The 14,316-nt window shown below is 50.3% G+C and carries 11 protein-coding genes; 8 read left to right on the top strand and 3 right to left on the bottom strand.

All coding sequences use genetic code 11. The annotated features are described in order from the left end of the window. Positions 1 to 46: 46 nt before the first annotated feature. The 8 genes from AC0LWT_RS19860 to AC0LWT_RS19825 all read left to right on the top strand — a co-directional run bounded on the left by AC0LWT_RS19860 (position 47) and on the right by AC0LWT_RS19825 (position 8,217). On the top strand, positions 47 to 1,381 hold the full coding sequence (locus tag AC0LWT_RS19860) for an ABC transporter substrate-binding protein (RefSeq protein WP_474682990.1): 1,335 nt from the start codon (positions 47 to 49) through the stop codon (positions 1,379 to 1,381). A 24-nt stretch (positions 1,382 to 1,405) separates the two neighbouring features. Next, complete coding sequence (locus tag AC0LWT_RS19855; protein WP_474682989.1) at positions 1,406 to 2,200, top strand: sugar phosphate isomerase/epimerase family protein; 795 nt, start codon at positions 1,406 to 1,408, stop codon at positions 2,198 to 2,200. Further along, on the top strand, positions 2,197 to 3,084 hold the full coding sequence (locus AC0LWT_RS19850; protein ID WP_474682988.1) for a carbohydrate ABC transporter permease: 888 nt from the start codon (positions 2,197 to 2,199) through the stop codon (positions 3,082 to 3,084). The genes AC0LWT_RS19855 and AC0LWT_RS19850 overlap by 4 nt, the downstream gene beginning before the upstream one ends. Beyond that, positions 3,074 to 3,892 carry a carbohydrate ABC transporter permease gene (locus AC0LWT_RS19845; protein ID WP_474682987.1) on the top strand — a complete coding sequence of 273 codons (819 nt, stop codon included), beginning with the start codon at positions 3,074 to 3,076 and terminating at the stop codon, positions 3,890 to 3,892. Before AC0LWT_RS19850 ends, AC0LWT_RS19845 begins: the two co-directional genes overlap by 11 nt. 27 nt (positions 3,893 to 3,919) lie before the next feature. Then, entirely contained in the window at positions 3,920 to 5,077 is a 1,158-nt protein-coding gene (locus AC0LWT_RS19840) for an ABC transporter ATP-binding protein (protein WP_474682986.1), read from the top strand. Between the two features lie 369 nt (positions 5,078 to 5,446). Then, on the top strand, positions 5,447 to 5,626 hold the full coding sequence (locus AC0LWT_RS19835) for a hypothetical protein (RefSeq protein WP_474682985.1): 180 nt from the start codon (positions 5,447 to 5,449) through the stop codon (positions 5,624 to 5,626). 34 nt (positions 5,627 to 5,660) lie between these two features. Next, a complete protein-coding gene (locus tag AC0LWT_RS19830; RefSeq protein WP_474682984.1) occupies positions 5,661 to 6,920 on the top strand; it encodes an ATP-binding protein in 1,260 nt (419 codons plus the stop codon). Between the two features lie 187 nt (positions 6,921 to 7,107). Next, positions 7,108 to 8,217: an AbrB family transcriptional regulator gene (locus AC0LWT_RS19825; protein WP_474682983.1), complete on the top strand. Its 1,110-nt coding sequence runs from the start codon at positions 7,108 to 7,110 to the stop codon at positions 8,215 to 8,217. A 46-nt stretch (positions 8,218 to 8,263) separates the two neighbouring features. Here AC0LWT_RS19825 and AC0LWT_RS19820 read toward each other — a convergent pair whose 3' ends face one another. The 3 genes from AC0LWT_RS19820 to AC0LWT_RS19810 all read right to left on the bottom strand — a co-directional run bounded on the left by AC0LWT_RS19820 (position 8,264) and on the right by AC0LWT_RS19810 (position 14,236). After that, on the bottom strand, positions 8,264 to 8,716 hold the full coding sequence (locus AC0LWT_RS19820; protein ID WP_474683036.1) for a cupin domain-containing protein: 453 nt from the start codon (positions 8,714 to 8,716) through the stop codon (positions 8,264 to 8,266). 97 nt (positions 8,717 to 8,813) lie between these two features. Next, positions 8,814 to 9,605, bottom strand: coding sequence for a class B sortase (gene srtB, locus AC0LWT_RS19815; RefSeq protein WP_474682982.1), 792 nt, complete (start codon positions 9,603 to 9,605; stop codon positions 8,814 to 8,816). Positions 9,606 to 9,700: 95 nt separating this feature from the next. Beyond that, the gene (locus AC0LWT_RS19810; protein WP_474682981.1) at positions 9,701 to 14,236 is read right to left on the bottom strand and encodes an NEAT domain-containing protein; all 4,536 of its coding nucleotides are present in this window, start codon (positions 14,234 to 14,236) and stop codon (positions 9,701 to 9,703) included. Between the last annotated feature and the right edge of the window lie 80 nt (positions 14,237 to 14,316).

Raw genomic sequence — 14,316 nt, 5'->3', positions numbered from 1 at the left:
GTATTGGAACTGGACCTTTACATCTAACAGGAGAGTGAGAATCGACATGGGTAACTGGAAAACGACGACATTAACATCATGTATCGCCCTGGGTTTGACATTAACGGTTGCAGGGTGTGGGAAAGGGACTGCCCCATCAAGCGGTGCTTCAGCGAATGCCGGAACTGCTTCGTCAGGGCCTGTTACGATTGAATACTGGCATGTGAATTCACAGGATTTTGGCGGAGATGGCGTAAAAGAGCTGGTCAAAAAGTTCAATGATACGCATAAAGACATTCAGGTTGTCGATAAATATCAACCGGGCAACTACCCGGGGCTGCTGCAAAAAGCGCAAGCTGCCATTAGCGGCGGCACTCCGCCGGATGTAGCGCAGATCGGTTACAACTTCATTTCTTATGTGACGGAGAATGTTCCGTTTACCCCGGTTGAGGATGCTGCCAACAACGATAAAAAAGAACCGAATTTCATTAAAGACAATTATCTGTCCAATATCATTCAGCTTGGGCAGTCGAAAGACGGCAAAGTCGTTGGCCTTCCTTATTCCGTAAGTAATCCGGTTATGTATTATAATGCCGATCTATTAAAAGAGGTGGGCTGGGATGCAAACAACCCGCCTAAAACATGGGACGAGGTTCAGAAATTAAGCGCTCTGGTGAAGGAAAAAACGGGGAATTACGGACTTTACATCCAAGAACCGCCGGATAACTGGGCTCAATATGCCTTGGCGAAATCGAACGGTGGGGAATGGTTGAAAACGGAAAACGGGAAGCCAAAAGCAGCATTCGATAATCCTGAAGTTATTCAGGCGTACCAAATGATGGGCGACATGGTGAAGGACAAGCTGGCGCTGCACGCCAAATGGGAAGAAGGGCTTCAGGCTTTCAGCAGCGGTAAAGTGGCGATGGTTGTCACAACGATTGCCAAGCGCGAAAGCTTGCAAAAGCAAAGTAAATTTGACCTGCGCACGACGTTGTTCCCAACATTCGGAGACAAGAAACGCAGCATTCCGGCGGGCGGTAATGCCTTGTTCATCTTCTCCAAAGATTCGAACAAACAAGCGGCTGCATGGGAATTTATCAAGTTTATGGAATCTCCTGAATCTTTGGCCACATGGACGAAAGCAACCGGCTATTTGCCGCCGCGCAAAGGAGTGGCTGAAGACCCGAATGGACTAAAGTCTTTCCTCGAAACGAATCCGTTGATGAAACCGGCCCTTGAGCAGATGAACGGCGTAGTTCCGTGGGTCAACTTCCCTGGTTCTAACGGGCTGCAGGCCGAACAAGCGTTGATCGACGCGCGCGACGAAATTTTGACGGGCAAATCGGACGCTGCTACAGCGCTGAAAAACGCGGCGGATAAAGTAAATAAATTGCTTCAATAGTCTAATGAAGGAAGGTCTTTTGAGATGAAACCATTTATTAATCTGCTGCCTTATATGCATCGTGTGGACGATGCCGTGGAATTGTTGGATCGCTGGAAGGGCGGCATTGAAATTTCAATGGATGGGCCGAACTGGAGAGAACCGCTCAATTGGGAGCAAGAATGTCACAGATTCGATAGCCACGCGGGACCTCTAAGCGTACATGCGCCGATTTGGGAATTGAATTTGGCTACCCCACGCTTCGGCGTCATTCGTGAATATTCCTTTGAGGTCTATAAGGAATGCCTGAAATGGTCCAAGCGTATCGGGGCCGAGCAGGTCGTTATTCATCCGAGCCTGTATTCGACACCAGTGTTCCTGCGCCGCGAATCCCAGCAGGTGGCCAAAGAGAATTTGATGAGATTGGGCGAAGAAGCCCAAAAGCTCGGTATTGACTTGGCCGTGGAGAACGTCGGACTCGGAAGTTTCGCCTTGTTTGATCAGGAGGAATTTGTACGCTTGTTCGAAGAGATTCCGAGCATCAAGGCTCTGGTGGATGTCGGTCATGCGCATATTAACGGATGGGATACTCCATCTGTCATTCGGGAACTTGGAACGAGATTATGTGCGGTTCATCTGCACGACAATGACGCCCACCACGACCTGCATCAGCCTGTCGGGCATGGAACCATAGATTGGAAGCCGATCTGGGAAGCATTGCGGGGGATCAAGCACTCGTACCGCGCGATTCTTGAATACAAAGAAGAGACTCCAACCGAAATTCTTCTGGAACATGCCGGAATAATCGAACACGAGTTGGAGGCTCAAACCGCGCAATGAAGACTGTCTGGAGAAAAGTTCGGCCTTATGTCTATATTTTACCGGCTCTGCTTCCTCTGCTTGTTTTCGTCTATTACCCGTTATACCAATCGCTACAAATTAGTTTCCTGCAATGGAATATGGTCAGTCCGAACCCGAAATGGGTCGGACTGACCAACTACACTAACTTGCTGACAAGCGATGAATTCTGGATCGCGGTCAAAAATACAGGTTTTTATGCCCTGATTTTGCTGTTCGGTTTATTCGCGGCTCCGTTTCTTGTCGCTTTCGCCGTGACCCGAGTGAATTCGAAGCGGGCTTCCTTTTATAAAGGAGCCATTTTCACACCGACTGTACTATCTCTTTCCGTCTCCTCGATCGTATTTTTATGGCTGCTGAATCCGGTGATCGGTGTCATCAATCACGCGCTCGCAGTTGTTGGGATCTCCGGGGTGAGCTGGCTCAGCGACCCGTTTTGGGCCAAATGGGCCGTAAGCCTTTCCGTTACATGGAAAGAGTTCGGCTACAATTTTATCGTGCTTCTGGCCGGCCTGCTTGCCATACCGCAAGAAATGAGCGAATCCGCCCGGGTGCAGGGGCTTAGGTCGACTTTCGGGCTGCTGCGTAAAATTATCATTCCTATGGCATCGGGAACTTTGATTTATGTTTTTGTGACGGCAATCGTCGTCGGTATCCAGGATGTATTCGTGCCGGTAGAAATGCTGACCAATGGCGGGCCGAATCAATCCACGAGCAATCTGGTGTTTCTCATCTACCAGTACGGCTTTCAATTTTTCAAAAGCGGACTTGCATCGGCAACGGCCATTGTGACCTTTATCGCTTTCCTTCTGCTCATCATCGTGCAGGCTCTGGTCATGGATCGGAGGGCGTATTATGAGAATTAAACTAAACGGCTGGAATGTGCTTCTATGGATCTGCCTCTTCTGCAGCTTTTTTCCGCTCGTTTGGATGATTACGACTACGTTTAAACAGGCGGACCAAATATTCGGGGATTTTTTGAACCCCATTCCGCATCCATTCACATTGGAAAATATCATTTATGTACTAAATTCGGTTCCGATGTTCCGATATTTTATGAATTCGCTTTTTGTCGCCTGTTTGGTTACCGCCTTCCAGTTATTTACAAGCATTTTGGCGGCCTATGCCTTCACCCGGTTTGATTTTAAAGGACGGCAGTTTTTATTTTATGTCGTCGTTGCAAGCATGCTGATTCCGATCCAGGTGACTATGCTTCCCAATTACCTCTTCATCAGCAAGCTGGGATGGCTGGATTCGTATGCCGGTTTGGTTGCTCCGCAACTGGCGAGCGGTATGGGCGTGTTTTTGCTGCGGCAAACGTTTCGCACGATACCGTCCAGCCTGTACGAATCGGCGAAAGTGGGAGGGGCCGGGGAATGGCATATTTTATGGCGTATTGCGTTTCCAGTTGTGCGGCCGACTTTTTTCGCGCTGGGCGTTTTGATTTTTATCAATGTGTGGAATGAGTATTTCTGGCCGCTTCTGGTCATTAACAATAAAGATATGCTGACGATCCCGCTCGCCATTCAGTTGTTCATCAATGCCGAAGGCGGAACTTCCTGGGGGCCGATGATGGCGGTCGCAACGCTCGCTTCCGTACCGCCTTTGATCGCTTTCCTTATCGTGAACAGGCAAATCATTAACAGCTTTATTAGTACGGGAGTCAAAGGTTAGTACCATAAACGAATGAAGGTGATATTCTTGCAAAATCAATTCGATATCCGGTTCGAAGCGGTTCGTAAAACATTCGGGGCGGAAACGATCATCCCTTCGCTTGATCTGGACATTATAAGCGGCGAAAGGCTGGTGCTGCTCGGGCCATCCGGCTGCGGCAAAACGACGATCATGCGGTTAATCGCGGGACTTGAGCAAGTTTCGTCCGGGGACATCTATATGGGCGGCAAAAAAGTGAACGGTGTGGACGCCAGCGAACGCAACGTATCCATGGTGTTTCAGAATTACGCGTTGTATCCGCATATGACGGTATTTGACAATATGGCATTCTCACTCAAGCTGCGTAAAGTACCCAAAACGGAAATGACCAGAAACATCCAGGAAATTGCCGATAAACTGGAACTGGGCCACCTTTTGAAAAGAAAGCCGCGTGAGCTTTCAGGAGGACAGCGTCAGCGTGTCGCTCTGGGCAGGGCTATCGCGCAGCAGTCTCCTTATTTTTTGCTGGATGAGCCGCTATCGAATTTGGACGCGCAATTGCGGACGAATGCCCGCAACGAATTGGTGGAGCTGCACGAAACGTATCCGACAACGATGATCTATGTCACTCATGATCAGGTGGAGGCGATGACTATCGGCCAGCGGATCGCGGTGCTGCGTAAGGGGCAGGTTCAGCAGATCAGCTCTCCGGATGATATCTACAACCGCCCTGCGAACAAGTTTGTGGCAACCTTTATCGGCAATCCGCCGATGAACGTCGTTTCGGTTCAAACGAGCGACAACGGATTGTTATTTGCGGACCAGGAGATTATCTTGCCGAACGCGATTCGGGCGGAACTCGTGCGGCAATCGGGCCGCCAGGTTTTGCTCGGAATCCGGCCGGAAGCGTTAAAACTGCAGCCGGGTACCGAGCCAAGGTCATCCGGTTTTTCCATCAAAGGCGAGTATTTGCGTACGGAATATTTGGGTGCGCAGTATGTTCATCACGTTGCCGTGCAGCAGCAGCGTCTGCTAATTGCAACGCCTACCCCGGCGGGTATTCCTCCTCATTCCAATGTCAAGATCACGGCGTCATTCGAGCATCTGCATTTTTTTGATGCCGGAGAAGGGGAACAGCGGATTGCTCTTTTTGAACGGGTTCAATCGCAGAACACCGAATATCTTCCGCAAGAGATTGCCCAATAAGGAATGGGGCTGGCAGTGCTGCTCACTGTTGGTCAGGAAAGACTAACGGTTATGATGTCGCCAATATAAGGTATTACATGATCATTCAATTCATATCAACCGCCTTGCAACCATCGCTTGGCGGTTCTTCTTTTTCTGCCGCGGCATCGCTAACAACACAAATAACCATTGAACTAATAGGAGTTCCCCCCTTCGCACCAAAGAGGAAAATGTGGCCTCATGACCTGCTTTTTTGATCAATTACGCTTCCATAAATTTGCACAATCACGCAACGCCATTTGCACAATTGCGCAAAATATTTACGATGAAAACAAGCACAATTTTTCCATATAATAGTAGAATAAAACGGAATTTCAGGGTGTGTGTGGGATGGATGAAAAGCAATTTGAGCGACTGCTGATTGACACTATTAGAGCGCATTTTGAAGATGCGCCTACGCCTCCTGCTCCTGCCATTCATGCATCTTGGGAGAAGATGAAGCTAGTGCTTATGGAAGAATCCAAGCAGGTCTCGATTGATGTATCCAAACTCCCTCAGTATGGCAACTGACTTATTATAATGGGGATCGAGACCAGGAGGATGTATGCTTAACTACTACAAAGACCTATTATTGAATGTATTCCTCGTTTTCCTCCCGATAGCGTTATATGTCCATGTCTTCAAAGCCGAACGTACGCATTTGTATAACCGGGTTGCCGTTTATATTATTTTTGGCGCCGCACTGGTTGCAACAATGTTTTTTCCTGTTATGATCCAAAAATTCACCTTCGATTTCCGCGGTATTCCGCTTATCATAGGCTCTTTATATGGAGGCGCTTACGTCTCCCTGCTGCTATTTGTCACCTTGATTGTTTGCCGGTTCTTTATGGGGAGCCCTCATCAAATCGAGTACATTCTTGCACTCATCCCCGCTTTTTGCGTGACGCTATTGTATATCAAAAATTTCCAAACGTTCTCGTTATTGAAGAAAATCGTTTCCTCTGTCGTTGTTTACTTCATCATTAGAATACTGGCACAAACCGTTTATTTATATTTGATACAAAATAATCAGGCGTGGGCGGATTACGTGGCTCCGGGCGGTTATAGAACCATTTTGCTGCAATGTTTCGTTGCAGGGCTTTACGTCTACATGCTGGAAATTTTCAAAAAAAATGTGCGCCAGCGCGATGAAATTACGAATAATGAGAAATTCAAAGTCGCCAGCGAAATGGCCGCTTCCGTCGCCCATGAAGTCAGGAATCCGCTTACTTCGGTCAGGGGCTTCATTCAATTGATGGGGAGCGAAAAAATCAGCAACGAAAGCAGGCAGTATTATCAAAAAATTTGTCTGGATGAGCTGGATCGGGCCCAGCAAATTATTTCGGATTATTTGACTTTTGCCAAACCGGAGTCGGACAACGTCGAACTTATCGATTTGAAAAGCGAGATCGACTACATCACGAACGTTCTTGCCTCTTTTGCCAATTTTCAAAACGTACGCATACTGACGCAATCGCCGGATGGACAGCTGCTCGTTCACGGGGATAAAACCAAACTGCGCCAAGCTTTCTTGAATATCGGAAAAAACAGCATTGAAGCGATGCCGAGCGGCGGGCAATTAACGATTCATTTGCAAAAAATGAAGCGGCATGCCGTCATCTCCATTATCGATACCGGAACGGGGATGACAAAAGAGCAGGTCGACCGCCTGGGAACCCCTTATTATTCGACGAAAGAAAAAGGAACCGGGCTAGGGACCATGGTTTCTTTTAGCATTATTCGGAAAATGCAAGGTACGATAGAAGTCAAAAGCGAAAAAGGAAAAGGCACCACCTGTACGATTTCGCTGGACCTGGCTATTTGAAGGGCAGCAAAAAGACGCCTCCATCCCGTATACACGGTTGTTCGGGAGGCGTCTGTTCGTATTTTACTTTTGAGCAGATAGTTGCTATGATAATTATAATTTTGTTTTGACCGGGTATCTATAACGAATGACAGGGAGCGAATTTCTATGATGGACCCGTTTCACCTAGATTTCAGTCGAATGCATCATGGCCGTTAAACTTCCGGATTCTAAGGCGGCCCGCTTTCTCTTGACCTGCCTCGTCTCTGCAGCAGGGGGATGCTTGTTCACGTTTATTCGCATGCCGATTCCGTGGCTGCTGGGGCCGATGATAGCCGTGCTGCTGGCTTCCAAATGGGCCAAGCTGCCGCTCTACTGGCCTTCTTACGTGCGCGACGCAGGGATTGTGATCGTCGGCTATTCCATCGGATTGTCGCTGACGAAAGCGGCGCTCATCGAAATCGTGCATCAACTGCCTTCCATGCTGATGATGACCGTTGCATTGATTGCGCTGTGCGCGATCATCGCCTTTTTTATATCCAAACTGTCGGGGATCGACTTCCCGACGATGATGACCGCGAGCATCCCCGGCGGGCTCACGCAGATGATTACGCTCGCAGAGGAGTTCAAGCAGATCGATTTGACCATCGTCACTTTTTTTCAAGTGACGCGGTTGATGATGATCGTTTTTTTCGTTCCGCTGCTGCTTTTCAGTCCGGTGCTGGGAGGCAACCATACAGGCGCCTCGGGCGCTGCTGCTACTTCGGAAGCTGCTTGGGCCGCACTATTCCCCAACATCTGGATATATGTGGCGGTATGTCTGATCTGCGCATGGGTAGGCAGTAAAATCAAACTGCCCACCGCGTATATGCTGGGGCCGATGGTCGGCACCGCAGTCGTTCACCTTGCGGGAGTTTACGGTCCCGAGCTGCCTTCCGCCCTGCTTAACATCTCCCAGTTTATGATCGGGAGCTATGTGGGATTGCTGCTGAAGCCGAACCAACTGGAGCGAAAAGTCCGGACGATCTCGCTGGCGATCGCCAGCGGAGCCATTCTGGTGCTCGGCTCGCTTGGCCTGAGCATGCTTCTGACCCGGCTGCACTCGGTATCCAGAGCAACCGGCTTTCTCAGCATGGCGCCCGGCGGCATGGACCAGATGGGCATCATGGCCCATGAGATCGGCGCCGAGCTGCCGGTCGTATCCGGCTATCAAACCTTCCGGATTTTGTTCATTTACTTCGTCGTTTCGTCCGTGCTTAAAGCGGCGTTCCGCTTCGCCGCCCAAAGGAAAACGAACCGCGCGGAACTGCAAAAATAACGAAACGGAGCCTGCTGCTGTGAGCGGGCTCCGTTTTTTTTCAATCCTATTTTTGAATCAGCTTAAAATCGTCATAGTGAAACCCCGGAGCGACCACACAGGATACGAATACAGGCTCGCTGCCCAGAGGCTTTGCCGTTTGCCATACTTTGGCCGGCACGAGCGCTTGCGGCTGCTGCCCGTTCAACACGTCGGGGCCGAGAATGATTTCCCGCTGCGTGTGCGGCTGATCGGCGTCTCCGCCCAAAGAAAGCAGCAGCGGACTGCCCGAATGCCACAGCCACAGCTCATCCGACAAAACCGTATGCCATTCCGAAAACTCCTCCGGATGAAGCACAAAATAAATCGAACTCGCGGCAAAGCGCGGCCCGGAATAAGACTCGCCCAGAACAGGCTGCGGAATTTCAAAAGCAGCTTTCCAAAGCTCCTTATACCATCCTCCTTCCGGATGGGGCTTCAGGTCCAATGCCTGGACGAGCGGAGATAACTGCTTGGTAATCATATGGTTTCCCTCTCTCTCGGTAGTTCTTTTTCTCTATTTTTATCTCTATGAAACAGTAATCTAGTGATAAATATGTCGCATATTTGTCGAAAAATCAAGCTCTCTCACCCAAACGCTTCAAACGGGCATGGACAACGAATCTTCCGGCTACCGGGTCGAGTGCATAATTGCAGGTCGATAGGGTAATAATCCGGTCTCCGGGAGCAACCTCCATATCAGTTGCATAAAGCGATTTTTGTTGAATTTTTTGTAAAAATGCGGCATAATCCTCATCGTCGGAAAATTCCGTCTCGATATAGTTAAAATCCGTAGTCGTATAATACGCTGAAAAAACTTCAGCGATGTAAGGAGCGTTCAAGGTGTCCAGCCGAAATTGCCGGTGCTTGTCGTAGTACGTCTGATTCACATACTGTTTCAAGTCGCCAAACATGGTGCCGTCCTTCATCCGATGGCCGTAAATAATCGTATGCCGCTGCACCAGGCTTTTCGCATTGCGGTAATCCATAAAAATGCTGCCGGCGCGGGAATCTTCTCCTTTATAATTGCGGCTCAAATACTGCTCATTGTCGATTCCCTGCACTACGGGATAGTCGATGCGGCTGCCCTCCAGACGGATCCAACCGACTATATCCGGACCCAGCTCCAGCAAGGGGCGAAACAAATCGCGAGGCCGGCAGCCAAACATGTGTTCCCTATCGTAAGTAACAGCAGTCACTGACAGGGTTTGACCCATGTCCTTGAGCTGAGCCTCCTTGAATAGTTTGCTTGCCTCAGCCAGATCTCTGCGGTTTTCATAGTATCCCCATCCGATCGCCGCCAAACGAAATGCCGCATACAGAAACACGGCTGCCGCCAAAACGGTCCAAACCCGACGCATAAGTCCCATAGGCAACGACTTCCTTTTCAACATATCTATCACGCTTAAAATACATTGCAAAACGAGGATGCTATCCAGCATCCTCGCTTGTTCCAACTGCAAGTTTATTTAGCTTCCTCGTACAAAGCAAGAATCAAAGCGACCGCTTCCGCCCGCGTAGTGCGCTCATTTGGCGCGAACTGATTGTTATCCCGTCCGTTTATGATGCCTCGTTTGTTGGCTGCCGCCACTTCCGCCTGCGCCCACGACGGAATGCTTTCCGCGTCTTCGAAGCTTGGCTTCGCATGCGCGTCGACATCCAGCTTGAGCGCCCGCGCCACGATCACCGCCACTTCCGACCGGCTGATGTTGCGGTCGGCGCGAAACGTCCCGTCTTCATAGCCGTTCATGATACCGGCTTTGCTGACAGCTCCCAGCTGCGGCTTCGCCCAATCCGGCATATCTCCCGCATCGCTGAAGCTTAGCTCTCCTTGGCCCGCGTCCAGCTTCAGCGCCCGACTCAGCAGCGCCGCAAATTCCGCGCGCGTGATCAGGTTATCCGGGCGGAATGTCCCGTCTTCATGCCCATTCGCCAAGCCTAGTTTAGCTGCACGCTCGATCAGCGCTTTTGCCCAGTGCTTATCCATATCACTGAACCGGTTTGCGGCCGTAGTCGGCTTCTCGTCAGGCTGCTTGCTATCCGACTCCGTCTTAGGCTGCTGCTCCTTGTAAGGCTTGAAGGTCGAGTCATCGAGCACAAATTCGACGTTATATTCGCCGTTGTATTTGCCCGGCACCGCCATTACGAATTGAGCCAGCACTTTCGTCTTCGCGTCGTTGATCAAAAACTGCAGCGTTCTCTCATTGCCTTTTTCGTTCGTCGATACGATCTCCGCATCGGTTAAGTTGCCTTTGGCGTCTTCAATTTTCAGAGCCGTCACTTCTTTATTCAATACTGTTATTTGCAAGTAACTTTTGCCGTCTTTGATCACCACTTTTGCCGGGTGCAACACAAACTCGTCGGTCACCGACTTGTTCGAAGTCCCGCGAACGTTGAGCTCATAATCAATTACGTACTCGCCCGGTTCGTAGACTAGAGCGAGCGGCTTCACCGGCGCGGTAAGCCCCGCCTTCGTTCCGCTTGCTATAGATACCAGCGAGGACCTGTCAAATACCAAATGAACATCATAATTATGAACATAGCTCATTTCTGGCCAGTTGACATCGACCCACCCGTGCAGCTTCGCATCCAGGTTGTTAACCATGAATTTATAAGTCCGGGTATTGTTTGTGTCGTCAGTCTCCGATACTGAAGGAGTCGACAAACCGCTGCCGGTGTCTGCCTGGAAATCAGGAATTTGTTTGCTATGTTTCAGCGTGAATTCAAAATACATCTTGCCGCCGCTCACCGTAAGTTTGCCTGGCGTAATGACATACTCTTGCATGACGGAGGTCGTACTGGCATTATATTTCAAAAACTTATACGTGATACTGTAGGACCCGTCGGCGATGCCATGGACATTCACCGGTACCGTACCCGGCAATCCGGTTCCCGGGTCCGCTTTTACGGGCTGCAATTGCGCAAACGCGATTTCGAATGCCCGCTCCGCTTCATCGCTTCCGACCAATGTAAGCAGGTAACTGGCCGTGCGATCCAACTCGAAGCTGAACGAATTGTCGGCGCTCAGGATTGCAACCAAGTCCTCCCGCTTAGCGGCAGCCGCTACTTGCAGTTGTACGTCTTCCAGGCTGCCGTCGGCTTTTTTCTTTTGAAGCTTTTTGAGCGTGACGCCCGCATACGGTTCGAATGTCGCTATCTGCTGGCCGCCATTCACATTCAGCTTGACTTCGCTGGAAACGTAGTCGGTAATCGGCGCTCCCGTACCATCTGTAATCGTGGCCGGCAGGGTAAAGATATAGCCGGCGTCTTCCAAAATGACGGAAGCGTGAAATACGCTCAGCGCTTTTTGCAAAACGAGGACAGCCGCATCAACGGATTGCTGGGAAGCTGCCGCACTGGCTGCCGAAACTTTGGCCGCATCGATCGCCGCCTGCAGAGCCGTTTTGGCCGCCGCAGGGTATTGTCCGGCCTCCGTTCCTTCCGCCGCCGCATCCAAATTGCTTTGAGCCGAAGCTATTAACGCATTCAAGCTCGTTTTATCCGTCGCGGTCAGCTTCAATCGGATCGCGTAGTCCATTTCATACGGCGTTCCGTTATAACTCGTCGACACATGCACTTGACCGTTCAGCAGCGTTGTCAGGTCCGCCGTCTCAAATTGTACGACCCGCGTGTTCGCTGCGGTATCCGTGCTGACAACCGTCGTTTCCTTCAGTACGCCGTTTTGCTCGACTTTAAAGCTCGGTATGGTCGTGCTGTCCTTCAGCGTAACGGTTACTTTTATTTTTCCATCCGCCACGCTGTACTTGCCCGGCTTCACGAAATATTTGTCCATCGCCGACAATTCCTCTTTGGTTGCATGAAGAACGCTGAAGTTCAGATCTTGCTTTTCCTCCGGAATGACCGGTTGGCCAAATCCCAGCTCCACTTCATACTCATGATCATACAAATTGATCGGTGGCGGGAGCAGCCAATAAATTTTTACCCATCCATTCAAACGGGCGTTCAGATCGCCGACCGGAAAACGGACAACGCGCGTATTGGCAGCCGTATCTTCGCTAACTTTATCCGTTTCCACCAGTACTCCGCCCCGCTCCGTCTTGAAGGACAAAATTTCCGCATTTTGTTTGAGGGTAAACGAAACGTATTTATGGCCGCCTTCCACAATCAGCTTGCCGCTGCTCTTATCTACGTAGTCATACATGACGGACGGGTCGGAAGTTCCTTTTTTGTAAATATAAAATGGGATAGGGTATTCACCGTCCTTAATCTGCCCGTCTCCTGAACCCGGATTCTCAACGATAGCGGTTGCCTTGAATGCAGCCACCGCCTGCGCCAATGCGCTGCCGGCTGCGGCAATCTGCGGCCGGGTCGCTGCCAGATTGGCTGCCGTTTCCTTGGCTGCGGCGATCTTCGCTTGCAGCGCGGTCTTGGCAGCCGCAAAAGCTTGCTCGCTGCCGGTCAGAGCCGTTGCTTGATCGTACAGCCTCTGCGCCGTTTCAACCGCCGTGTTCAGCGCATCAAGCTGATCTCCGTTGTAGCTGATGTAAACCTCTTTCGTTACACCGTTCAGCTTGTAGCGAAGATAGGAGCGGCCCTCCCATTTGGTATTGTCAACGGCGGCTCCGCGGATGAGCACCTGATACACTTTCTTTTGCGCATCGGAACTTTTGCTCAGCAGAAGCGCCTGGCTGGCTTCATTCGCATAATCCAAGCCTTCGGTCAGGAACCCGGCGCCATTGTTCTGGCTCGACTTCTGGGGAGTGGACTGCACCGCCTCGGCAGGAGCCGCCCCATTGAACGTAAGATTAGCTCTTACGTACTCGTTGTTGTTGTTCCTCGGTTCAACGAGCACAGCCGTTCCGGCAATCTCCGGAGCGTTCTGCGAAGGCGTCGTTGTCGGATTCAGCGAATCGAGGACGATGATCTTAACCGGAGCTGAGGCAACGAACTGATTGTCTGTGTATCCTTTAAGCTGATTGATCGCTTTGGTCACATTGCTGGATGTCGCATAGACATTCTGCAGCACGGTTTGCGCTCTGCCCAAATACAGCTGCAAGCTTTCTTTGGAGCCCTTGGTATATTCTCCGGGCGTAACGGGAGGATAATTATAACCTTCTTTACACTCCGCGTACCCTAGCTCATGCATCGTTTCCTGATCATTCATAGCCGTATCGACAAGCGAGCGCAGAGCGGTTTTATCGACTTGCGAAATGACCCCGTACTGGTACGTGTTCAATGCGGCTGTCAGCGAATGGTGGACGGACTTAATCAGCTCGGGAGCGGTGTTGCCCATAGCGATAAAATTGTCCGCAAGCACAATGTTTGTATACAACGGCTGCTTGGAGCCTGCCGGATAATTTCCATAATCGGTTCCTTCATACGTACTTGCATATACGGATTTAGAAACAGTAATCAAATCTTGCAGTTGTTGTATAGTAATCGGCTGCTCGGCATTCGTGCAGTTGCTGCCGCCGTTATTGCCCGGCAATCCGCTTGTGTCGATTTCCAACTGAACGTTATACCAGTTATCGTATACAAATCCCGGAGGATATTCAGGGTCGTTTTTGATGACCACATGCATAAGCACGTCCGGTTTCTTGGCAATATCTTCGATATCGATTGTCGTAATCCAGTTGCCCGACCCGTCGTTAGAGGCGCGGACCGGATAGTTTTGATAACCGTCCAAGCCTTGAACCTGCTGAGTGCCGGAATCGATTACCGCTTTGTCGGCTCCTGCTTTGCGAAAGCCGATGTATTGAAAATAGCTGTAGTACTTTGGCGTAATTTGATGCTCGAGCTTCATTTTCCCATCTTTCACGATGAGCTTGCCGGAGCCCTGTACGGACAAATAAATATTCGCAGCGGACGAATCGGCGGTCCCGTCTTTCAAGTACCTGTAGTTCACCGCGTACTCATTATCGGGAATCGCGCCGGCGGCCTCGGCCGTACCGGTATGGATATGCAATGCGGACAAAAGCGAGGATAGAAATACGGCCAGAGAAAGCCATATGGCCATGGATTGTTTCAATCGGCTCTTCAACTTTATGTACACTCCTTCTTTTTCGATCCTGGAGCAAACGCAAACGCCAAAGCGAAAAGCGGTCGTGGGGACCGGCTTTT

The sequence above is a fragment of the Paenibacillus sp. sgz302164 genome, from assembly GCF_056120505.1.
This window is presented reverse-complemented; position numbering and strand designations above follow the sequence as displayed.

What these genes read in the sequence shown, in the direction of transcription:
- AC0LWT_RS19860 (WP_474682990.1), top strand. Translation starts at nt 47, where the DNA reads ATGGGTAACTGGAAAACGACGACATTAACATCATGTATCGCCCTGGGT.
- AC0LWT_RS19855 (WP_474682989.1), top strand. Translation starts at nt 1,406, where the DNA reads ATGAAACCATTTATTAATCTGCTGCCTTATATGCATCGTGTGGACGAT.
- AC0LWT_RS19850 (WP_474682988.1), top strand. Translation starts at nt 2,197, where the DNA reads ATGAAGACTGTCTGGAGAAAAGTTCGGCCTTATGTCTATATTTTACCG.
- AC0LWT_RS19845 (WP_474682987.1), top strand. Translation starts at nt 3,074, where the DNA reads ATGAGAATTAAACTAAACGGCTGGAATGTGCTTCTATGGATCTGCCTC.
- AC0LWT_RS19835 (WP_474682985.1), top strand. Translation starts at nt 5,447, where the DNA reads ATGGATGAAAAGCAATTTGAGCGACTGCTGATTGACACTATTAGAGCG.
- AC0LWT_RS19830 (WP_474682984.1), top strand. Translation starts at nt 5,661, where the DNA reads ATGCTTAACTACTACAAAGACCTATTATTGAATGTATTCCTCGTTTTC.
- AC0LWT_RS19825 (WP_474682983.1), top strand. Translation starts at nt 7,108, where the DNA reads ATGGCCGTTAAACTTCCGGATTCTAAGGCGGCCCGCTTTCTCTTGACC.
- srtB (WP_474682982.1), bottom strand. Translation starts at nt 9,605, where the DNA reads ATGGGACTTATGCGTCGGGTTTGGACCGTTTTGGCGGCAGCCGTGTTT.